General features: G+C 60.4%; 18 protein-coding genes. 10 read left to right on the top strand and 8 right to left on the bottom strand.

From position 1 onward, the window contains the following. Window positions 1–162: 162 nt before the first annotated feature. Window positions 163–804: an HTH-type transcriptional regulator RutR gene (rutR, locus tag ACFVTJ_RS00885; protein WP_386903815.1), complete on the bottom strand. Its 642-nt coding sequence runs from the start codon at window positions 802–804 to the stop codon at window positions 163–165. Between the two features lie 259 nt (window positions 805–1063). Between rutR and ACFVTJ_RS00880 the strand changes: the two genes are divergently transcribed. The 10 genes from ACFVTJ_RS00880 (at window position 1064) to ACFVTJ_RS00835 (ending at window position 14441) form a co-directional block, all read left to right on the top strand. After that, window positions 1064–2311, top strand: coding sequence for a Zn-dependent hydrolase (locus ACFVTJ_RS00880; protein ID WP_386903812.1), 1248 nt, complete (start codon window positions 1064–1066; stop codon window positions 2309–2311). Continuing rightward, window positions 2308–3765 carry a dihydropyrimidinase gene (gene hydA / locus ACFVTJ_RS00875; RefSeq protein WP_386903810.1) on the top strand — a complete coding sequence of 486 codons (1458 nt, stop codon included), beginning with the start codon at window positions 2308–2310 and terminating at the stop codon, window positions 3763–3765. The genes ACFVTJ_RS00880 and hydA overlap by 4 nt, the downstream gene beginning before the upstream one ends. Then, the gene (locus ACFVTJ_RS00870; protein ID WP_386903808.1) at window positions 3762–4205 is read left to right on the top strand and encodes an NUDIX domain-containing protein; all 444 of its coding nucleotides are present in this window, start codon (window positions 3762–3764) and stop codon (window positions 4203–4205) included. Before hydA ends, ACFVTJ_RS00870 begins: the two co-directional genes overlap by 4 nt. Continuing rightward, window positions 4202–4996: an ABC transporter ATP-binding protein gene (locus ACFVTJ_RS00865; protein ID WP_386903806.1), complete on the top strand. Its 795-nt coding sequence runs from the start codon at window positions 4202–4204 to the stop codon at window positions 4994–4996. The genes ACFVTJ_RS00870 and ACFVTJ_RS00865 overlap by 4 nt, the downstream gene beginning before the upstream one ends. Before the next feature lie 246 nt (window positions 4997–5242). Next, a complete protein-coding gene (locus ACFVTJ_RS00860) occupies window positions 5243–6118 on the top strand; it encodes an ABC transporter permease (RefSeq protein WP_386903804.1) in 876 nt (291 codons plus the stop codon). Continuing rightward, entirely contained in the window at window positions 6115–6987 is an 873-nt protein-coding gene (locus ACFVTJ_RS00855) for an ABC transporter permease (RefSeq protein ID WP_386903802.1), read from the top strand. The genes ACFVTJ_RS00860 and ACFVTJ_RS00855 overlap by 4 nt, the downstream gene beginning before the upstream one ends. 21 nt (window positions 6988–7008) lie before the next feature. Then, the gene (locus ACFVTJ_RS00850) at window positions 7009–8001 is read left to right on the top strand and encodes an ABC transporter substrate-binding protein (protein ID WP_386903800.1); all 993 of its coding nucleotides are present in this window, start codon (window positions 7009–7011) and stop codon (window positions 7999–8001) included. A gap of 755 nt (window positions 8002–8756) precedes the next feature. After that, entirely contained in the window at window positions 8757–9950 is a 1194-nt protein-coding gene (locus tag ACFVTJ_RS00845) for an efflux RND transporter periplasmic adaptor subunit (RefSeq protein WP_386903798.1), read from the top strand. Between the two features lie 13 nt (window positions 9951–9963). Continuing rightward, the gene (locus ACFVTJ_RS00840) at window positions 9964–13284 is read left to right on the top strand and encodes an efflux RND transporter permease subunit (protein WP_386903796.1); all 3321 of its coding nucleotides are present in this window, start codon (window positions 9964–9966) and stop codon (window positions 13282–13284) included. Window positions 13285–13751: 467 nt separating this feature from the next. Continuing rightward, entirely contained in the window at window positions 13752–14441 is a 690-nt protein-coding gene (locus ACFVTJ_RS00835; RefSeq protein WP_386903794.1) for a Crp/Fnr family transcriptional regulator, read from the top strand. 74 nt (window positions 14442–14515) lie between these two features. On the opposite strand, the gene ACFVTJ_RS00830 is transcribed toward ACFVTJ_RS00835, so the two are convergent. The 7 genes from ACFVTJ_RS00830 to ureC form a co-directional block, all read right to left on the bottom strand. After that, a complete protein-coding gene (locus tag ACFVTJ_RS00830) occupies window positions 14516–15340 on the bottom strand; it encodes an MBL fold metallo-hydrolase (RefSeq protein WP_386903792.1) in 825 nt (274 codons plus the stop codon). A gap of 3 nt (window positions 15341–15343) precedes the next feature. Further along, window positions 15344–15955, bottom strand: coding sequence for an urease accessory protein UreG (gene ureG, locus ACFVTJ_RS00825; protein ID WP_386903790.1), 612 nt, complete (start codon window positions 15953–15955; stop codon window positions 15344–15346). A gap of 232 nt (window positions 15956–16187) precedes the next feature. Beyond that, window positions 16188–16859, bottom strand: a complete 672-nt coding sequence (locus tag ACFVTJ_RS00820) for an urease accessory protein UreF (protein ID WP_386903788.1) — start codon at window positions 16857–16859, stop codon at window positions 16188–16190. 3 nt (window positions 16860–16862) lie between these two features. Further along, on the bottom strand, window positions 16863–17354 hold the full coding sequence (gene ureE / locus ACFVTJ_RS00815) for an urease accessory protein UreE (protein WP_191855873.1): 492 nt from the start codon (window positions 17352–17354) through the stop codon (window positions 16863–16865). A gap of 150 nt (window positions 17355–17504) precedes the next feature. Beyond that, window positions 17505–18041: a peroxiredoxin gene (locus tag ACFVTJ_RS00810; RefSeq protein ID WP_386903786.1), complete on the bottom strand. Its 537-nt coding sequence runs from the start codon at window positions 18039–18041 to the stop codon at window positions 17505–17507. A 154-nt stretch (window positions 18042–18195) separates the two neighbouring features. Beyond that, window positions 18196–18864 carry a TIGR02117 family protein gene (locus ACFVTJ_RS00805; protein ID WP_386905221.1) on the bottom strand — a complete coding sequence of 223 codons (669 nt, stop codon included), beginning with the start codon at window positions 18862–18864 and terminating at the stop codon, window positions 18196–18198. Between the two features lie 9 nt (window positions 18865–18873). Then, complete coding sequence (gene ureC, locus ACFVTJ_RS00800; protein WP_386903784.1) at window positions 18874–20583, bottom strand: urease subunit alpha; 1710 nt, start codon at window positions 20581–20583, stop codon at window positions 18874–18876. Between the last annotated feature and the right edge of the window lies 1 nt (window position 20584).

The following is a 20584-nucleotide window of genomic DNA, read 5'->3' as shown; positions in this document are numbered from 1 at the left end:
CCCTCACCTGCCGGTTGGTTTTTCATACCCCGATATTGGGCCCCGACGTTCGGGATGACGGCACCATAATAAAGATGAGTTTTGGAGTAAAGTATAAAGGTGATAAATTTCCTCATGTTTTTATGCGGAGGGCTTATCACATAATCGCGCGAAGCCGGCCGATCAGCCGTTGATCCGCAATCCACCCATGAAAAGCTGTTCCAGATGCCGGGCCGCATCCTCAAAACGACCTTCGCCGCCGTTCTTGTCGCCCAGCACCGCCCGCACCTGCACATCGAAATCGGCATAGTGCTGGGTGGTCGACCAGATCGAGAAAATGAGGTGGTAAGGGTCGCATTTGGCCATCCGCCCGGCCTTCACCCAGGCGCGGATCACCTCGACCTTCTCGTCCACCAACTGCTTCAGCGGGCCTTTCAGTTCGTCCTCGATATGGGGGGCGCCCTGCAGGATCTCATTGGCGAACAGACGGCTCTCCCGCGGGAAATCGCGCGACATTTCCAGCTTGCGGCGAATATAGGAGCGAATCTCGCTTTCGGGATTGCCCTCGGCATCGAAAGCGCGCAACGGGTCGAGCCATGTATCCAGCACCCGCTCGATAAGCGCACGATGCATCGCCTCCTTGGTGCGGAAATAATAAAGCACGTTCGGTTTCGACATGCCGGCCGCTTCCGCAATCTGGTCGATGGTGGAGCCGCGGAACCCATTCGTGGAAAAGACACTCAGTGCAGCTTCAAGAATCGCTTCCTGCTTTTCCTCCTGAATGCGGGTCCGCTTCTGTGTTTTCGCTGCGCGCGGTATGGCCATTATCAGCTCTCTGTTTCTTTTCAATGCAATTGCCGCTACAGTATGCTTAAAAAATGATCGCCGTTCATAGCTTAGGCAAAATTACTGCGATTCGTCACAAAATCCCTTGCTGACGCCATCGCGAATTTGCAATGTTTACCAGCCGGTCAATTTATCCATCATCGCCGCCACAAGGCAATGGCTGTTATCTTAACCGGCAAAAAAGGGAACGGCACAAGCTTTGCTTTGATAAAAACAAAACAGGTGAGGACGACACTTCATGACGGCGGGTAAGAACTTGACGGTCAATGGGGACCGTCTGTGGGATAGTCTCATGGACATGGCGAAGATTGGCCCCGGCATTGCCGGCGGCAATAATCGCCGTACGCTGACGGATGAGGATGCCGAAGGCCGCAGCCTTTTTCAGCGCTGGTGCGAGGCGGCGGGCCTAACGATGGGCGTCGACCGCATGGGCACCATGTTCGCCACCCGCCCCGGCGAAGACCCGGACGCGCTCCCCGTTTACATCGGCAGCCATCTCGATACCCAGCCCACCGGCGGCAAATATGACGGCGTGCTTGGCGTGCTGGCGGGGCTGGAAGTCGTGCGCAGCCTGAACGACCTCAATATCAGGACCAAGCACCCGATCGTCGTTACCAACTGGGCGAACGAGGAAGGCGCACGCTTTGCGCCTGCCATGCTGGCGTCGGGGGTCTTCGCCGGCATTCACGATCTTGATTACGCCTATAGCCGCACGGATACCGACGGCAAAACCTATGGCGAGGAGCTGAAACGTATCGGGTGGCTGGGTGAGGAAGAGGTCGGCGCGCGCAGGATGCATGCCTATTTCGAATATCACATCGAACAGGGGCCCATTTTGGAGGCCGAAAACAAACAGATCGGCGTCGTCACCCATTGCCAGGGCCTGTGGTGGCTGGAAGTGACCCTTACCGGCAAGGAAGCCCATACCGGCTCGACCCCTATGGCCATGCGCGTCAATGCCGGCCTCGCCGCCGCCCGCATCCTCGAAAAGGTGCAGGAAGTGGCGATGGCCCACCAGCCGGGCGCGGTGGCTGGCGTCGGCCAGATGATCTTCACGCCCAATTCCCGCAACGTGCTGCCCGGCAAGGTGGTCTTCACCATCGACCTCAGAACGCCGTCGCAGGCGAAGCTCGACAGCATGCGCGCCATCTTCGAGCGCGAAGTGCCCGCCATCGCCGAAGAACTCGGTGTCGGCTGCTCGATCGAAGCCATCGGCCATTTCGACCCCGTCACCTTCGATCCTATCCTCGTCGGCCGCGTACGCTCCGCCGCCGAAAGACTGGGCTACAGCCACATGGACATCATCTCCGGCGCTGGCCATGACGCCTGCTGGACAGCACGGGTCGCCCCCTCCACCATGATCTTCTGCCCCTGCGTGGATGGACTTTCCCACAACGAGGCGGAAGAAATTTCACCGGAATGGGCAAAAGCCGGCTGCGATGTGCTGCTACATGCCGTGCTGGAGACTGCGGAGATCGTTGAATGACCGCCACAATCATCAAGAACGGCACCATCGTCACCGCCGACCTCACCTATAAGGCCGATGTGAAGATCGAAGACGGCAGGATCACCGAGATTGGACCCGATCTTGCCGGCGGCACCGTGCTGGATGCGAGCGGATGTTACGTGATGCCTGGCGGCATCGATCCGCATGTGCATCTGGAAATGCCCTTCATGGGCACCTATTCCGCCGATGATTTCGAGAGCGGCACGCGGGCGGCGCTGGCCGGCGGCACGACCATGGTGGTGGATTTCTGCCTGCCGGAGCCGGGGCAATCGCTGCTTGACGCCCTGCAACGCTGGGACAACAAGGCGACGCGCGCCAATTGCGATTATTCCTTCCACATCGCCGTCACCTGGTGGGGCGAACAGGTCTTCGATGAGATGAAGACGGTGGTTCAGGAGAAAGGCATCAACTCCTTCAAGCACTTCATGGCCTATAAGGGCGCGCTGATGGTGAACGATGACGAGATGTTCGCCTCCTTCTCGCGCTGCGCCGAGCTCGGCGCCATTCCCTTCGTGCATGCGGAAAACGGCGATATCGTCGCGCAGATGCAGGAAAAACTGATGGCCGAAGGCAATGTCGGGCCGGAAGCGCATGCTTATTCCCGCCCGCCCTCCGTCGAAGGCGAGGCCACCAACCGCGCCATCATCATCGCCGATATGGCCGGTGCGCCGCTTTACGTCGTCCACACCTCCTGTGAACAGGCGCACGAAGCCATCCGCCGCGCCCGACAGAACGGCATGCGGGTCTATGGCGAACCGCTGATCCAGCACCTGATCTTGGACGAAAGCGAATACGCCAATCCCGATTGGGATCACGCCGCCCGCCGGGTGATGTCGCCGCCCTTCCGTAACCGCCAGCATCAGGACAGCCTCTGGGCGGGCCTCGCTTCCGGCTCGCTGCAATGTGTAGCGACCGACCATTGCGCCTTCACGACCGAGCAGAAACGTTTCGGCCTCGGTGATTTCCGCAAGATACCGAACGGCACCGGCGGGCTTGAAGACCGCATGCCGCTGCTGTGGACCCATGGCGTGGCGACCGGCCGGCTGACGATGAATGAATTCGTCGCCGTCACCTCCACCAACATCGCCAAAATCCTCAATATCTATCCGAGAAAAGGCGCGATCCTCGTCGGCAGCGACGCCGATATCGTTGTCTGGGACCCGGCGCTCACAAAGACCATCAGTGCCGCGAACCAGCAATCGGCGATCGATTACAACGTCTTCGAAGGACAGCGAGTGAAAGGCCTGCCGCGTTACACGCTCTCACGCGGTCTCGTCAGTGTCGAGGAAGGCACCATCGAAACGCAGCCCGGCCACGGCCAGTTCATCGCCCGCGACCCCTACCCCGCCGTCAGTCAGGCGCTTTCCACCTGGAAGGAACTGGTGTCGCCGCGCAAGGTGGAACGCACAGGCATTCCGGCATCGGGTGTGTGACAATGAGCAACGCGCCGAAACGCGAAATCCTCATCGCCGCCGCCATCCTGCTCAACGAGAAGCGGCAGATGCTCGTCGTGCGCAAGCGCGGCACCACGCAGTTCATGCAGCCGGGCGGCAAGATCGATCCGGGCGAAACGCCGGAGCAGGCGCTTCACCGCGAGCTGGCCGAGGAAATCGGCCTGACGCTGCCCGAAAATGCCGCGCGTTACGAAGGTATCTTTCGCGAGGAAGCCGCCAACGAGCCGGGCGCCGATGTCGTCGCCCATGCCTTCACCGCCCGGCTTCATGCCGAGGTCACCCCGCAGGCGGAAATCGAGGAAGTCCGCTGGCTCGATCTCGACCGCAACCCCGGCGTCACCATCGCCAGACTGACGGAAACCCAGATGCTGCCGCTGGCGCGCGCCGCACTTACGGAAAGTGAAACCAAGCCGCGATGAACCAGGCCTCTTCCTATTCCGTCGTTTCCGCCAAAAAACTGGGGCTTACCTTCGAAACGGGGGATGGCCCTGTTCACGCGCTGTCCAATGTCGATCTCGACGTGAAAAAGGGCGACTTCGTTTCGTTCATCGGCCCGTCAGGGTGCGGCAAGACCACCTTTCTGCGGGTCATCGCTGATCTCGAAAAACACACGTCAGGCGAGATCACCGTCAACGGCACCACGCCGGAAAATGCCCGCAAGGACCGGTCCTACGGCTACGTCTTTCAGGCCGCCGCGCTCTATCCATGGCGCAGCATCGAAAAGAACATCGCCCTGCCGCTTGAAATCATGGGTTACAGCAAGGCCGAACAGCGCGAGCGCATCGACCGCACGCTCGACCTCGTCAACCTCAACGGCTTCGGCAAGAAATATCCCTGGCAGCTTTCCGGCGGCATGCAGCAGCGCGCCTCCATCGCCCGCGCGCTCGCCTTCGATGCCGACCTGCTATTGATGGATGAGCCTTTCGGCGCGCTGGACGAGATCGTTCGCGATCATCTCAACGAACAACTGCTAAAACTCTGGGATACGACCGGCAAGACCATCTGTTTCGTTACCCACTCGATTCCGGAGGCGGTTTATCTCTCGACCAAGATCGTCGTCATGTCGCCGCGGCCGGGCCGGGTGACCGATGTAATCGAATCCACTTTGCCACGCGAAAGGCCGCTGGAAATCAGGGAAACGCCGGAGTTTCTGGCGATCGCGCATCGGGTGCGTGAGGGGTTGAAGGCGGGGCATAGCTATGAGGGGTGAGGTCAGCGCCAGCATTACCCCCCTCTGCCCTGCCGGGCATCTCCCCCTCAAGGGGCGAGATAAGCAAGAGGCGCGACCACCGCTTCATTCGCAAACGTTGAGAAGGGCAAAACCCAACCACGAGTCGATCTCCCCCCTTGAGCGGGAGATGCCCGGCAGGGCAGAGGGGGGTAAGCCTCACCCACAAGTTAGAGGTAAGCCCCACCCTCAACACGCAAATAAACCACACCCACCGAGGGCAACCCCATGACCCTCCTCCGCCACCGCATCCTCCCCATCCTCACCGTCCTCCTCGCCATCCTCGTCCTGTGGCACCTCGCGGTCGTCTACCTCAACATGCCCTTCGCCCGCGACCAGGCCACACGCGCTGGCGAGACGCCGGGCTTCCTCGAACTCCTGCCGCAAACCTTCGCACAGGAGCGCCCGGTCCTCCCCGCCCCACATCAGATCATCGCGGAACTCTGGGATACCATCGTCAACAAGGCCGTCACCTCAAAGCGCAGCCTCGTCTACCACGCCGGCATCACGCTTTCGGCCACCCTGCTCGGTTTCGCCATCGGCGCGGTGCTGGGCATCCTGCTGGCGGTCGCGATCATCCATAACCGCGCCATGGACCGCTCGGTCATGCCGTGGATCATTGCCAGCCAGACGATTCCCATTCTTGCCATCGCGCCGATGATCATCGTTGTCCTGAACTCCATCGGCATTTCCGGGTTGCTGCCGAAGGCGCTGATCTCCACCTATCTCTCATTCTTCCCCATTGTCGTCGGCATGGTGAAGGGCTTAAGAAGCCCCGAAACCCTGCAGCTTGACCTGATGCACACCTATAATGCCTCACCGGCGCAAATCTTCTGGAAGCTGCGCTGGCCCGCCGCACTGCCTTACCTTTTCACCTCGCTGAAGATCGCCATCGCCATCGCGCTGGTCGGCGCCATCGTCGGTGAATTGCCGACAGGCGCCGTCGCGGGTCTCGGCGCGCGCCTGCTTTCCGGTTCCTATTATGGCCAGACGGTGCAGATTTGGGCCGCACTCTTTATGGCAGCCGGTGTCGCCGCCATTCTGGTATCGATCATCGGCATCGCCCACGCCGCCGTCCTCAAACGAATGGGAGCACGGCCATGACGAACCCCGGCTGGTTTATCGGCGCGATCCTGTTCTGGCTTGCCGCCTGGGCCTTCAACGAATGGCTGGTACGCCACGCCTTTATTTCTCCGACAGCGAAACGCATCAGCCGCCTCGCCGTGCCACTTCTCTTCGGTCTCGCCATCATCGTGCTTTGGGAAGGCGTCGTGCGCGGATTTTCCGTGCCGCCCATCCTGCTGCCGGCGCCGAGCGCCATTCTCGCCCGTCTTCTCGGCTCTCTACCGATTCTCTGGGCGGATTTCCGCCAGACATTCATCAAATCCGTTCTGACGGGTTACGTGCTCGGCTGCGGCCTCGGTTTCCTTGTTGCCATCCTCATCGACCGCTCGCCTTTCCTGCAACGCGGTCTTCTGCCCATTGGCAATTTCGTCTCCGCCCTTCCGGTCGTGGGCATTGCGCCGATCATGGTCATGTGGTTCGGTTTCGACTGGCAGTCGAAAGTCGCCGTCGTCGTCATCATGACCTTTTTCCCGATGCTGGTGAACACGGTGCAGGGGCTTGCCGCTGCCAGCCATATGGAGCGGGACCTGATGCGCACCTATGCCGCCGGCTGGTGGCCGACGCTGATAAAGCTGCGCCTGCCCGCCGCTTGGCCTTTCATCTTCAACGCGCTGAAGATCAATTCCACGCTGGCGCTGATCGGCGCCATCGTGGCGGAATTCTTCGGTACGCCCATCGTCGGCATGGGGTTCCGCATCTCGGCGGAAATGGGCCGCAGCAATGTCGATATGGTCTGGGCCGAAATCGCGGTCGCCGCGCTCGCGGGCTCGGGTTTTTACGGTCTTGTGGCGCTCGCAGAACGGGCCGTCACCTTCTGGCATCCGTCCGTCCGTGGGGGACGAACGTAAATAACGAAAAAGGGAACAGCGATGAAAATGAAACTTGCATCCATGCTTCTTGCCGGCGCGTCACTTCTGACTGCATTCAGCGCCCAGGCCGCCGACAAGATCACCCTGCAGCTGAAATGGGTCACCCAGGCGCAGTTCGCCGGTTACTACGTCGCCAAGGACAAAGGCTTTTATGAAGCCGAAGGCCTCGATGTCGATATCAAGCCCGGCGGCCCGGATATTGCGCCCGCACAGGTTCTGGCCGGCGGCGGCGCCGATGTCATCGTCGACTGGATGCCGTCTGCGCTTGCCACGCGTGAAAAGGGCGTGCCGCTCGTCAACATCGCACAGCCGTTCAAATCGTCGGGCATGATGCTGACCTGCCTGAAAGAAACCGGCATCAAGAAGCCTGAAGATTTCAAGGGCAAGACGCTGGGCGTCTGGTTCTTCGGCAATGAATATCCGTTCCTGTCGTGGATGGCGCATCTGAAAATCCCGACCACGGGCGGTGCGGATGGCGTTACCGTGCTGAAGCAGGGCTTCAACGTCGATCCGCTGTTGCAGAAACAGGCCGCCTGCATTTCCACCATGACCTATAATGAATACGGCCAGGTCCTCGATGCCGGCATCAAACCTGATGAACTCGTCACCTTCAAATATGAGGATGAAGGCGTGGCGACGCTGGAAGACGGTCTTTACGTTCTGGAAGACAAGCTGAAAGACGCCAAGTTCAAGGAGGACATGGTCAAATTCGTCCGCGCTTCCATGAAGGGTTGGAAATGGGCGGAAGAAAACCCTGATGAGGCAGCCGGCATCGTTCTCGAAAACGACGCCTCCGGCGCGCAGACCGAAAAACACCAGAAGCGCATGATGGGCGAAGTCGCCAAGCTGACGGCCGGCTCGAAGGGCGCGCTGGATAAGGCCGATTACGAGCGCACCGTCAAGACGCTGCTCGGCGGCGGCTCCGACCCCGTCATCACCAAGGAACCCTCGGGTGCTTATACGACCGAGATTACCGACGCGGCATTGAAGTAGGCGCAGGCGGCAAGACAAGATCGCGCGGCGATGACCGCGCGATTTTCTTGAATGACAACCTCTCCGCCGTCATCCTTGGGCTTGATCCACTGCTGTCCGGTTTAAATTTCCAGACAGACTGCAATCCCCTTGTAGTCGGTGGTGAAGGGTGAACATTCACTCAACGTCATCCTCGGCCCTGTGCCGAGGATCTAACCACGTCGAATAAAATCAATACGTTGGCAGATCCTCGGGACAGGCCCGAGGATGACGTCGGCACTATTTGACTGACTTTCCTTCCCATTGGACGACGCCCTCTTTTTTCGTGTCCGGTAAGGGGGCTCAATCCCAAAAAACTATTCGAATGAGAGTCTCGTGTCGTTTCGGTAAATTTAAACCGGACAGTGTGAGTAAGCCCGAGGATTACGCCGTATTAGGGGTTCTCGGAATTCCAGACCGCGCCACGCACTGGTAACCCGTCTGACGAATTACAACACCCGCACCCATACAAAAATGTATACCTAGCCCTATGGCTATGCGGATTGATTTGCACGGCAACAAGAATTACAGTCACGCCGACAAGACTACCAAATTTGATCTTGTAAAAAAAGCACGAGGCAAAGGTGCTTTAGATTCGCGTTGAGGGGCGTTTGAATCGGGAGGATCGAAAAGGAAGTATTGTGATCCCTTGTTTCACATTCGCCTTCGCATGACCTTTTAAGATACGGCCCCGGGCCTGCAGGACATGCGAGCGGATATTGCGCGAGCCAAGACACATGCAGCATAAAGTCACGTTTAACCGGTTTGTTTTCCTTCTTCTGTCCGCAACGGCACTCCCTCTTACCGTGGTTGCCGAAGGAGAAGCGCAGGCACCGGTCAAACAGCAAAACCTGCCCTCGATCATCGTCGCGCATGTGGCAAAACGCGATCTGGTGGACCGCATCATCGCGACGGGCACCATTCGCCCGGTCGATGAAATCTATGTCCAGCCGCTGGTCGACGGCCTGTCGATCGATACGCTGAACGTCGATATCGGCGACAAGGTGGAAGCAAATGCGGTCCTCGCCGTCCTTTCATCTGACAGTCTGATCCTTCAGAAAAGCCAACTTGAGGCCAACAAGGCGAAGGCGCAGGCCGCCGTTGCGCAGGCAAAAGCCCAGGTTCTGGAAGCGGAGGCGAGTGCGAACGACGCGAACCGCCAGCGTGACCGCGCCGCAAGGCTCGGCCAGAGCGGTTCCGGTTCGGTCTCGCAGGTAGAACAAACCCAGGCGCAGGCGGAAGTCGCCGCCGCCAAGCTGAACGCCGCCCGCCAGGCTGTTTCCGCCGGCGAGGCCGACATCAAGGTGGTTGATGCGCAGATTGCCGATATAGATCTTAAGCTGACGCGCACCGGCGTGAAGACCCCTGTTGCCGGCATCGTTTCGGCCAAGAATGCCAAAGTCGGCGCGATTGCCAGCGGCGCCGGCAATCCGCTTTTCACCGTCATCAAGGATGGCGCGATCGAACTCGTGGCCGATCTGTCCGAGACCGACATCCAGAAGGTGAAAGTCGGTCAGAAGGCCTATTTGACGGTTGCCGGCGGAACTGAGAAAATAGAGGGCAAGGTGCGCCTCGTATCGCCCACCGTCGATCCGACGACGCGCCTCGGTTCCGTGCATGTGGTGCTGCCCGAAGGTAGCCCGGCGCGCTCGGGCATGTATGCCAGCGCCGCGATCATCGTCGAGGAGACGAATGCGCTCGCCCTGCCGCTTTCGGCCGTCACCGCCGGGCGTGAAGGCTCGACCACCCGCAAGGTGGAAGGCGATGTCGTCAAGCAGGTGAAGATCGAGACCGGCATTGAAGACGGCGGTTTCATTGAGATTGTCAGCGGTCTTGCCGCTGGAGACAAGGTTGTCGAGAAGGCTGGGGCATTCGTGCGTGATGGGGACCGGATCAAGCCGGTTGAAGCCCAGACGGCTGCGTCCAACTGACTGAGGGATTGAAATGAACTTTTCCGCATGGTCAATCCGTAATCCGATTGCGCCGCTGCTCGGCTTTGCCGTGTTGATGATGCTCGGCCTGCAGGCATTCAACACCCTGCCGATCACCCGCTTCCCGAACATCGACGTTCCCGTCGTCGCCGTCACCGTGACCCAGAGCGGCGCTTCGCCCTCCGAGCTCGAGATGCAGGTGACGAAAGAGATCGAGGACGCCGTCGCCGCCATCAGCGGCGTCGATGAAATCCAGTCCACCGTGGTCGATGGCCAGTCCACCACCACGGTCGTCTTCCGCATCGAAAAGCCGACGGAAGAGGCTGTTCAGGACACCAAGGACGCGATCGACAAGATCCGCAGCGATCTTCCCGCCGATATCGAAGTACCTGTCGTCAGCAAGATCGACGTCGAGGGTCAGGCGATCCAGAGCTTTGCCGTTTCCTCGCCCAACATGACGCTCGAAGAGCTGTCATGGTTCGTGGATGATACGATCAAGCGGGCGTTGCAAGGCAAATCCGGCATCGGCAAGGTCGATCGCTACGGCGGTGCGGACCGTGAAGTGCGCGTGGCACTGAGCCCCGAAAAGCTCGACGCCTATGGCATCACCGCCAATGAGGTGAACAGCCAGCTTCGCGGCACCAATATCGACCTCGGCTCCGGCCGTGGCCAGGTGGGCGGCAACGAACAGACCATCCGCACGCTCGGCGATACGCGTGATGTCTCGCAGCTTGCCAACACCACCATCGCACTTTCGAACGGCCGTTTCGTCAAGCTGTCCGAACTCGGCACGATCACGGATACCTATCAGGAGCCGAAGTCCTTCTCGCGCTTCAACGGCAACCCTGCCGTCACCTTTGCCGTGTTCCGCTCCAAGGGCGCGAGCGAGGTTTCCGTGGCGCAGACCGTGTCGGAAAGCCTTGAACAGGTGCGGAAGGACCATCCAGACGTCGAAATCCAGAAGGTCGATGACGCCGTCTACTTCACCTACGGCAACTATACGGCCGCGCTCGACACGCTGATCGAAGGCGCTGTCCTCGCCGTCATCGTCGTCCTGCTCTTCCTGCGCAACTGGCGCGCAACGCTGATTGCCGCCGTGGCCCTGCCGCTTTCCGCGATCCCGACGTTCTGGATCATGGACATCATGGGCTTCTCGCTCAACCTCGTCAGCTTCCTCGCGCTCACGCTCGCCACGGGTATTCTCGTGGATGACGCGATCGTGGAAATCGAGAACATTGCCCGCCATATCAAGATGGGCAAGACACCCTATCGCGCGGCCTTGGAAGCGGCGGATGAAATCGGCCTTGCCGTCATCGCCACCAGCTTCACCATCATCGCCGTCTTCGTGCCCGTCTCGTTCATGCCTGGTATTCCGGGGCAATACTTCATCCAGTTCGGCCTCACCGTCGCGTTCTCGGTGTTCTTCTCGCTCGCCGTCGCCCGCCTCATCACGCCGTTGATGGCGGCCTATCTGATGCGCGCCGAAGATGCGATGGACGACCATCATGACAATGACGGCAGGCTGATGAAGGCCTATACGCGCATGGTCACCGCCACCACCCGAAAATGGTGGGCGCGGTATCTGACGCTGGTCGGCGCGATCGCGTTCCTTATTGCGTCGGTGATGCTGCTTAGCCAGGTGCCCGGCAGCTTCCTGCCGCCGGATGACGCCTCCCGCGTCACGCTTTCGGTAGAACTGCCACCCAATGCGACGCTCGATGAAACCGACCGGACGACGACGCAGATCTATCACGCGCTGCGTGACATCAACGGCGTGGAAAGCGTCTTCATCCTGGGCGGCGCTTCGCCGAAGGGCGACCTGGAGCTGCGCCGCGCCACCGTCAACGTCATTCTCGAGCATATCGACCATTCTCTGCTGAAAACCCTCGTCAACAAGGGCCTCGGCTCCATTCCGCTCATCGGCCAATATCTGCCGAAGGTGGAGGAGAAGGGCCGCACACGTCCGCAATGGGATGTGGAGCGGGATATTTTCGCGCAGGTGCGTGGTATTCCCGATGTGCGCATCATCAAGCTGAACGACCGCGCGGAACGCGAACTCTCCTTCAACTTCCTCTCGAAGAGCGAGAAGGACCTGAGCGACGCCGTCGGCATTCTCGAAAGCCGCCTGCGCGCCTCGCCGATCCTCGCCAATGTCAGCTCGGAAGGCGCCCTGCCCCGGCCGGAACTGCAAATCCGCCCGCGCAAGGATGAAATCGCCCGCCTCGGCATCACGCCGCAGCAGATTTCGCAGACCGTGCGTGTCGCCACCATCGGTGATATCGACGCACAGCTGACGAAAATCTCGCTGGATGACCGGCAGATCCCGATCCGCGTGCAGGCCTCGCTCGACGCCCGCCGCGACCTAGCCACCATCCGCGCGCTGAAGATCAAGACCGCCTCCGGCTCGCTGGTGCCGCTCTATAGCGTTGCCGATATCGACTATTCGGAAGGTCCAAGCTCGATCAAGCGCAACGACCGAAACCGCGTCGTCTCCATCGGCTCCGACGTGCCTTTCGGCACGGCGCTCGATACCTCGACAGCCGAGTTCAAGCGCATCGTGTCGGAAACCGAACTGCCCGCAAGCGTTCGTCTCGCCGAAAGCGGCGATGCCAAGGTGCAGGGCGAAATGCAGCAGGGCTTCGTCAACGCCATGCTGCTTGGCCTGATGCTGGTGCTGGTCGTGCTCATCCTGCTGTTCAAGGATGTCATCCAGCCGTTCACCATCCTGTTCTCGCTGCCGCTTGCCATCGGCGGTGTGGCCGTTGCGCTCATCATCACCCAGAACGCGCTCTCCATGCCCGTTCTCATCGGCATCCTGATGCTGATGGGCATCGTGACCAAGAACGCCATCCTGCTGGTGGATTTCGCCATCGAAATGCGCCGTCACGGCATGGAGCGGGTGCATGCCATGGTGGAGGCCGGCCGTAAGCGTGCCCGCCCTATCATTATGACCTCCATCGCCATGTCGGCGGGCATGCTGCCCTCAGCGCTCGGCGTCGGTGAAGGCGGTTCGTTCCGCGCGCCGATGGCGATTGCGGTGATCGGCGGCATCATCGTCTCGACCGTGCTGTCGCTGATCGTGGTGCCGGCCTTCTTCCTGATCATGGACGACCTGTCCCGCCTGCTCGCCCACCTCTTCGGCCGCTTCGTCGGCAAGAAGGAAGAGGAGGAAGAGGCCCTCTCCAACGAAAAACTCTCGGAGATCGCCCGCGAAAACAGCCTCGCGCTTTCCTCGCTGGAGGCGCGTGTCGCCAGCATGGAAAAAGGCACCGGCGACAAGGCCACCGATAAGGGCAGCAATATATTGCGACTGCCGCCGCTTGCTGCGGAGTGAATGTTGCAGCTTGAAGATTGAGACGCCGGGCCCTGTGCCCGGCGTTTCCATATGTGCCTTGGGAGAGCACGACATCGCGGCTCGTTTCTTCTCCCCGCCGGGAGAAGGTGGCCCGAAGGGTCGGATGAGGGGGCAACGTCGCCGAATATCTCGACCCTCGCCCCCTCATCCCGCTGCCGCGGACTTCTCCCCCCCTCGGGGAGAAGAAATATGCCGCACGCGCTCGCTCCATATTTCCCTGTGATTGGAAACATGCGCGCCCCCTCGTTCCCTCCTCAAAACGACCGCAACGCCGTTTGATCGAAATCAATTCGCTTTCCACCTGAACTGCTAGTCTCCCTCGCATCGGGAATTGCGGGTCGAGGAAAAATGCGATGAGTTCTGTGCAGATAGGCGCGAGGGAGAAGCGACCTCCCCGGTTTCGTATCCCTTCGGACAGCCCGGCAAAAGGTTTGAGCGGGAGCCGGATGGACGTGAACAAGACCGTGAAGCTGAGCAACAGGGACAGGAACATGCTGCTGCGCGCACCCCTGATCGGGGTTGCCGACGATGCGGCGGCGCTGAAACTGATGGAGGCGGCAACCATCACCACTGTCAACGCCCGCCACGTCCTCTTCAAGGAAGGCGAAGCGGCACAGCATTTTTATTGCGTGCTATCGGGTTATATCAGGCTTTTCCGGCTGGACCGACACGGGCGCGAAGCGGATGTGCGCGTCAGCGGCCCCGGCGATACCTTCAACGAATGCCTGATCTTCGGCAGCGATACCTATCGTTATAGCGCGCAGGCAGCGGAAAGCTGCACCATGGCGCGTTTTGAACTGGCGAGAATCCGAACCCTGATCGACCAGGAACCGGCAATCGCCAAAGCCGTCATGCGCTGCCTGTCCAACAGCCTGCTAGGCACCATGGACTGCATCGCCAACGACCGGTTGCAGACCGCCCCACAGCGCGTCGCTCACTACCTCATCAGCCAGGGCCCGCGCGATGCGACATCCTTCTCGCTGCGGCTGCCGTTCCAGAAAAGCCTGCTTGCCGGCAAGCTCGGCCTTGCCCCGGAAGCTTTGTCCCGCGCTTTCTCGGCGCTGAAAAAGTCGGGCGTCACGGTGCGTGGCCGCATCGTTCAGGTCAATGACGTCGCCGCATTGAAGCAGATCTGAAAATACGGGGAGAGGAAGAAGGGCGGGCCGCCATCAGGCAGCCCGCCCTTTCTCATGTCAGACATCACGACGGTTCAGACCGCTTGCGGCAGGAAACGGAAATGATCGCCCTGCCGCTCGATGTGGAAAAACCCGCCGATATGACCGCCGGACACCAACCAGCCATGATCGGCTGCTGCCGACAGCGCCTCGAGACGGGTCGCAAGGGCGAGCTCTGAATCGATATCGTAAACAAAAGCAATTTCTGGATCGGCGGCCTGCAACCCCGTCACGTGCAGCACATCACCCCACAATACCAGCCGGTTTTCGCCGCTCCCGATCAGATAAGCCGCCTGCCCCGGCGTATGGCCGGGCATGGCGATTGCCTCGATATCCTCGGCAACCCTTCCCATGGGGATCGGCCGCAGCATGGCGCCGCAAACATCGAGCAGCCGCGCGGCGAGATCGAAACCGCCTTGGCGGGCAGGCGGCAATGCCTTTCGCGCCTCCGCATTGGTGAAAAACGCAAGATCGGCCTCCGGCACCCATATCTCCGCCTTGGGGAAATAAGGCCTGTCGCCATCGATGAGGCCCAGCGCGTGGTCGCCGTGAATGTGAGTGAGGATCACACGGCTGACATCATCAGGCTGAATACCGGCGGCAATCATCGCCGCGCGGGCATGGCCGTAGGCCTCGCCCCAGGCCGTGCCGCAGCCGGCATCGATCAGCCAGACGCCATCCGGCCCGGAAAGCGCGAAACAGTTGACGTCCATATCCACCGTGTTACCCTGAATCCCGGCAAGAACCGCAGCCAGCGAATCTGCGCCCTGTCGGTGGATGAGATGGCCGACCGGCGCCTTGTAGATACCATCGATGAACCGGGACACGGCGTAAGGGCCGAAACGCAACGGGGCATTCATGGCTTACAAACCGCCCTGCTGTTTCAGGAAACCGACGATGCGATCCACACCATCGCCCCGTTTCATATCCGTAAACACGAAGGGCATGGCGTTGCGCATGCGCGTCGCATCGCTGTCCATGACAGTCAGATCAGCACCGACATAGGGCGCAAGGTCCTTTTTGTTGATGACCAGCAGATCCGAGCGGGTGATGCCCGGCCCGCCCTTGCGCGGAATTTCCTCGCCCTGGCAGACGGAGATGACGTAGATGGTGATATCGGCAAGATCAGGCGAAAAGGTCGCGGCGAGGTTATCGCCGCCGGATTCGATGAAGACGACATCGAGATCGGGAAAACGCTGGTTCAGCCCGGCAATCGCCTGCAGATTGATCGTCGCATCCTCGCGAATGGCGGTATGCGGGCAACCGCCCGTCTCGACGCCGACGATACGCTCTGATGGCAACGCCTGCATGCGCACCAGCGCCTCGGCGTCTTCCTTGGTATAGATATCATTGGTGACGACGGCGACGGAATAATCGGCGCTCATCGCCTTGCAGAGCTTTTCCGTCAGCGCCGTCTTGCCGGAACCCACCGGCCCGCCAATGCCGACGCGCAGCGGACCATTACCCGATTTCATCACTCTGTTCCCTTCACTATGCTGTGGTCTTGTTTCACCATAGTCCCTGAACGGGACGCTTCAAGATATGCAAGGATCGTGCCGCTTGTTTCTTCTCCCCGCTGGGGAGAAGGTGGCCCGAAGGGTCGGATGAGGGGCAAGCTCTCGGTATGCCTCTACCCTTCCCCCCTCATCCCGCTGCCGCGGACTTCTCCCCGGCCGGAAGAAGAAACTCGTGGCGGCCGCTCGCTCTTCAGGAACGGAAAAGCCGCGTACCCTGTGTTTCATGACGCATCGCCGCCGTATCGGCGATGATCGTCGCACTACCGAGATCGTCGAGCGTCGATTGCGTGGCCTGCGCCGCCATCTCCGCGATGACCACCTCGCTTGCAGCCAGAATGGCGACGCCATCCTTTTGGCCTGCAACGCCAAGGCGGATACCAGCGGAAACGATTTGCGAAACACCGGCATGCAGAAAGGCGGCGAGCGTCTCGCGCAACGGCACCCCATGTCCGGCGGCCACGGCGCCTATGGCAACGGGATAGGGAGCCTCCCGCGGCAACAGCTCCAGAATCGCATGCGGCCATGCGCCGGCGGCGGCAATGAAGGCATCACCCAGAAGCACGGTCTCCCGATAACGCTCCGCCGAACCGGCGAGCGCGCGGCCAAGATCAGCGGTTTCGCTGAATGCCGCGGCATCCTGCGAGCTTCGCCAGGCATGCGCCAGAAACACCGCGTCGTTCCACAGGCTGCCGTGGCGCAGCAGCGTTTCCACCCAGCCGCGAAGCGCCGCTGCATCGCGCACACGCCCGTCCTCCACCGCCTTTTCCAGCCCGCCCGAATAGGAAAAGCCGCCGACAGGAAAAGCCGGTGACATCCAGGCCATCAGGCGCAGCAGCGCGGCGACGCCGCTTTCCCCGCTCACGCCTCAGCCGTGATCATGATGGTGGTGGCCATGCCCATGATCGTGACCATGGGAATGACCGCCATGGGCGTGATACGCGCCGCGCGCCGGCTGAAACGGCTCTTCCACCTCGCGCACTGTGGCGCCCAGACCTTCCAGCATGGCGCGAATGACGTGGTCGCGCAGGATGAGAATGCGCTCCTCCTCGATCTGCGCCGACAGATGCCGGTTGCCCAGATGCCAGGCGAGCTCGATGAGATGCAGCCGGTCCTTCGCCTTGATTTCGAACAGCTTTTCATCCGCCGCGCGAACCTCGATCAGATCGCCGTTTTCAACCACGAGAAGATCGCCATGGGCAAACAGCACGGCTTCCTTCAGGTCCAGCATCACCATCTCGTCATTCTGCAGATGCAGCAGCTTGCGGCGCAGATGCCGCTGGTCATGCGCCAGGGTTACATAGCCGGAAGCTTCGTCGGCGGGGGTCCCGGCCGGATGATAGGAGGTGACGCGCAGCATGGGATGATCCGTTTCAGAAACAGTCTTTGGAGGTCTGATTTTTGACGTATAGGCGGGGTGATTTCAAGCTGTGTTTTCAGAGCGACAATGCTGCGGAAAACAAAAAGCCCGGCATTGCTGCCGGGCCTTTCTCAAACAACAAAACCAAAATCAGGCCGCAGCGCGGCTTTTCAGGTTTTCCAGAATGTTCTGCGGTGCGGAAACGCCATAGGGGTCAGATTCGCAATTGTCCGAATAGCCTTCTTCCTCGAACCACTGCTCGACGACACCATCGTTAACGATGGCGGCGTAACGCCAGGAGCGCATGCCGAAGCCGAGATTGTCCTTGGCGACCAGCATGCCCATCTTGCGGGTGAACTCACCCGAACCGTCAGGAATGACCTTGACGTTTTCGAGATTCTGGCCCTTGGCCCAGGCGTTCATGACGAAAGCGTCATTGACCGACAGGCAATAGATTTCATCGACGCCGAGCGCACGGAATTCGGGGGCCAGCTTTTCGAAATCGGGAAGCTGGTAGGTCGAGCATGTCGGCGTGAAAGCGCCGGGCAGCGAGAAGAGGACGACCTTCTTGCCCTTGAAATAGTCGTCGGAGGTCATGTCCTGCCAACGGAAAGGATTCGGGCCGCCAACGGCCTCATCACGAACGCGCGTGCGGAAGGTTACGGCAGGCACTTTTTTGCCGAGCATGTCTTGTCTCCTGTTCTGGCGTTTTACAGGGATCGCTTGGGATCGATCTCCGTGGAATTCTTTTGCCGTTTCCATAGCGCAAGATGCGTTGCGGTGCAGCATAAAAATAGGATTCCAGCCGCCAAATGCGCGAATTGCCGCACAGCCTTGGGGCTCAATTGTGCAGGTCTATCGACCAGCGCAACAGCGGCGGCAAAGGCGTCCACCATCCCGTTCGCATGCCCGCCTCGCGCAACATGGCGGCCGACCAGGTGTTGCAACCCGCGACCGCGTTGAACCAGCCATTCGCCTCGAAAAACGCGTCTGTCAGACCATAGGCAGCACCGGAGACCACCTCAATCCTGTCGTCGTTTCTGGCAAAACTTGCCCTGATGCCCGCGACCAGACGCTGATACCCCGCTTCGGAAATGCGAAGCCGTTTTACCCCAGCGAGATCGGCGGGAAAATCCCCGGTCACATCCACATGCATGACGGAACTATCCAGCGTGAATGAGCGCAGCACCGGCATCGGTTTCAGATCGGCCCAAGTGGGCGTCTGGATATAAAACGACCTGCCGCCCCAACCGAACACCAGATAGGCCGCTGCGGGATGATTGACCGCAATGCCACCCTCCTGCAATTCGGCGAATACTAGCCGCAGATCGTCATCGACCCGCAAGGCGATGTCGGTATGGATCGGATTGGACAACAGCAAAATTTCGCGATCTTTCGCACCGTTTGCATCATCGGCGAAAAAGGGGCGCGGCACCACGGTGCCGAGCACCAGAAGCAGGACGATCAGCAGCACGCCGCCGCTGATCCATCTGAGGACACGTCTCAATATAACGTCCCGTTAAAACAGGAAATAACGCTGCGCCATCGGCAGCACAGTCGCCGGTTCGCAGGTCAGCAATTCGCCATCCGCCCGCACTTCATAGGTTTCCGGGTCAACCTCGATATGCGGGGTGAGCGAATTGTGAATCATCGACGCCTTGGAAATTCCGCCGCGCACATTCTTCACCGGCAGCAGCTTCTTGGCGACGCCGAGACGCTGGGCAAGACCACCATCGAGCGAGGCCTGCGAGACAAAGGTCACCGAGGAATTGGTGCGCAGCTTGCCGTAAGCGGCAAACATCGGCCGATAATGCATCGGCTGGGGCGTCGGAATGGAGGCGTTCGGGTCACCCATCGGCGCGGCGGCAATAGAACCGCCAAGCAGCACCATTTCCGGCTTCACGCCGAAGAAGGCCGGGTTCCACAACACCAGATCGGCACGCTTGCCGACTTCGACAGAACCGATCTCGTGGCTGACGCCCTGCGCAATGGCCGGGTTGATGGTATATTTGGCGATATAACGACGGACACGGAAATTGTCGTTTTCGCCGGTCTCTTCCTTCAGGCGGCCGCGCTGGCGCTTCATCTTGTCGGCCGTCTGCCAGGTGCGGATAGCCACTTCGCCGACACGGCCCATCGCCTGACTATCGGAGGAAATGATCGAAAACGCGCCGATATCGTGGAGAATATCCTCCGCTGCGATGGTTTCCTTGCGGATGCGGCTTTCGGCAAAGGCGATATCCTCAGGGATGGACGGGGACAGATGGTGGCACACCATCAGCATGTCGAGATGTTCCGCCAGCGTATTGACGGTGTAAGGCCGTGTCGGGTTGGTGGAGGACGGAATGACGTTTGGATTTCCGCAGACCTTGATGATGTCAGGCGCGTGCCCGCCGCCCGCCCCTTCGGTGTGGAAGGCGTGGATGGTGCGGCCGCGGATGGCCGCGACCGTGTCCTCCACAAAACCGCTCTCGTTCAGCGTATCGGTGTGGATCATCACCTGCACGTCATATTCGTCAGCCACCGTCAGGCAATTGTCGATGGCGGCAGGTGTTGTGCCCCAGTCCTCATGCAGCTTCAGGGAAGACGCGCCGGCAAGGATCATTTCCTCCAGCGGTGCGGGTAGCGAAGCATTGCCCTTGCCCGCGAGCGCCAGGTTCATGGGGAAGGCATCGAAGCTCTCGATCATCCGCTCGATATGCCATGCGCCGGTGCAGGTGGTGGCAAGCGTGCCGTGCGCCGGTCCGGAACCACCACCGAGCATGCAGGTGATGCCGCTCATCAGCGCTTCTTCGATCTGCTGCGGGCAGATGTAATGGATATGCGCATCCATGCCGCCGGCCGTCAGGATCTTGCCTTCGCCGGCAATCGCCTCCGTCGAGGGGCCGACGATGATCGTGACACCCGGCTGCGTATCGGGGTTGCCCGCCTTGCCGATGGCGTGAATGCGGCCGTTCTTCAGGCCCACATCCGCCTTGTAGATGCCGCTATGGTCAACGATGACGGCATTGGTGATGACGGTATCAACAGCGCCTTCGGCCCGCGTCGCCTGGCTCTGGCCCATGCCGTCGCGAATGACCTTGCCGCCGCCGAATTTCACTTCCTCGCCATAGGTCGTGTGATCCTTCTCGATCTCGATAAAGAGTTCGGTATCGGCAAGACGCACCTTGTCGCCAACGGTCGGGCCGAACATGCCGGCATAGGCGGCGCGGGAAATCTTGTAGGGCATA

Origin of the sequence: Agrobacterium sp. NPDC058088, assembly GCF_042885035.1 — a bacterium.
Lineage (GTDB): Bacteria > Pseudomonadota > Alphaproteobacteria > Rhizobiales > Rhizobiaceae > Agrobacterium.
Note: the sequence above shows the minus strand (reverse complement) of the source record. Positions and strands in the feature narration are given on the sequence as shown.

Bases quoted from the DNA above. Each gene is read 5' to 3' on its own strand.
- rutR (WP_386903815.1), bottom strand. From the start codon at position 804: ATGGCCATACCGCGCGCAGCGAAAACACAGAAGCGGACCCGCATTCAG.
- ACFVTJ_RS00880 (WP_386903812.1), top strand. From the start codon at position 1,064: ATGACGGCGGGTAAGAACTTGACGGTCAATGGGGACCGTCTGTGGGAT.
- hydA (WP_386903810.1), top strand. From the start codon at position 2,308: ATGACCGCCACAATCATCAAGAACGGCACCATCGTCACCGCCGACCTC.
- ACFVTJ_RS00865 (WP_386903806.1), top strand. From the start codon at position 4,202: ATGAACCAGGCCTCTTCCTATTCCGTCGTTTCCGCCAAAAAACTGGGG.
- ACFVTJ_RS00860 (WP_386903804.1), top strand. From the start codon at position 5,243: ATGACCCTCCTCCGCCACCGCATCCTCCCCATCCTCACCGTCCTCCTC.
- ACFVTJ_RS00855 (WP_386903802.1), top strand. From the start codon at position 6,115: ATGACGAACCCCGGCTGGTTTATCGGCGCGATCCTGTTCTGGCTTGCC.
- ACFVTJ_RS00850 (WP_386903800.1), top strand. From the start codon at position 7,009: ATGAAAATGAAACTTGCATCCATGCTTCTTGCCGGCGCGTCACTTCTG.
- ACFVTJ_RS00845 (WP_386903798.1), top strand. From the start codon at position 8,757: ATGCAGCATAAAGTCACGTTTAACCGGTTTGTTTTCCTTCTTCTGTCC.
- ACFVTJ_RS00840 (WP_386903796.1), top strand. From the start codon at position 9,964: ATGAACTTTTCCGCATGGTCAATCCGTAATCCGATTGCGCCGCTGCTC.
- ACFVTJ_RS00835 (WP_386903794.1), top strand. From the start codon at position 13,752: ATGGACGTGAACAAGACCGTGAAGCTGAGCAACAGGGACAGGAACATG.
- ACFVTJ_RS00830 (WP_386903792.1), bottom strand. From the start codon at position 15,340: ATGAATGCCCCGTTGCGTTTCGGCCCTTACGCCGTGTCCCGGTTCATC.
- ureG (WP_386903790.1), bottom strand. From the start codon at position 15,955: ATGAAATCGGGTAATGGTCCGCTGCGCGTCGGCATTGGCGGGCCGGTG.
- ureE (WP_191855873.1), bottom strand. From the start codon at position 17,354: ATGCTGCGCGTCACCTCCTATCATCCGGCCGGGACCCCCGCCGACGAA.
- ACFVTJ_RS00810 (WP_386903786.1), bottom strand. From the start codon at position 18,041: ATGCTCGGCAAAAAAGTGCCTGCCGTAACCTTCCGCACGCGCGTTCGT.
- ureC (WP_386903784.1), bottom strand. From the start codon at position 20,583: ATGCCCTACAAGATTTCCCGCGCCGCCTATGCCGGCATGTTCGGCCCG.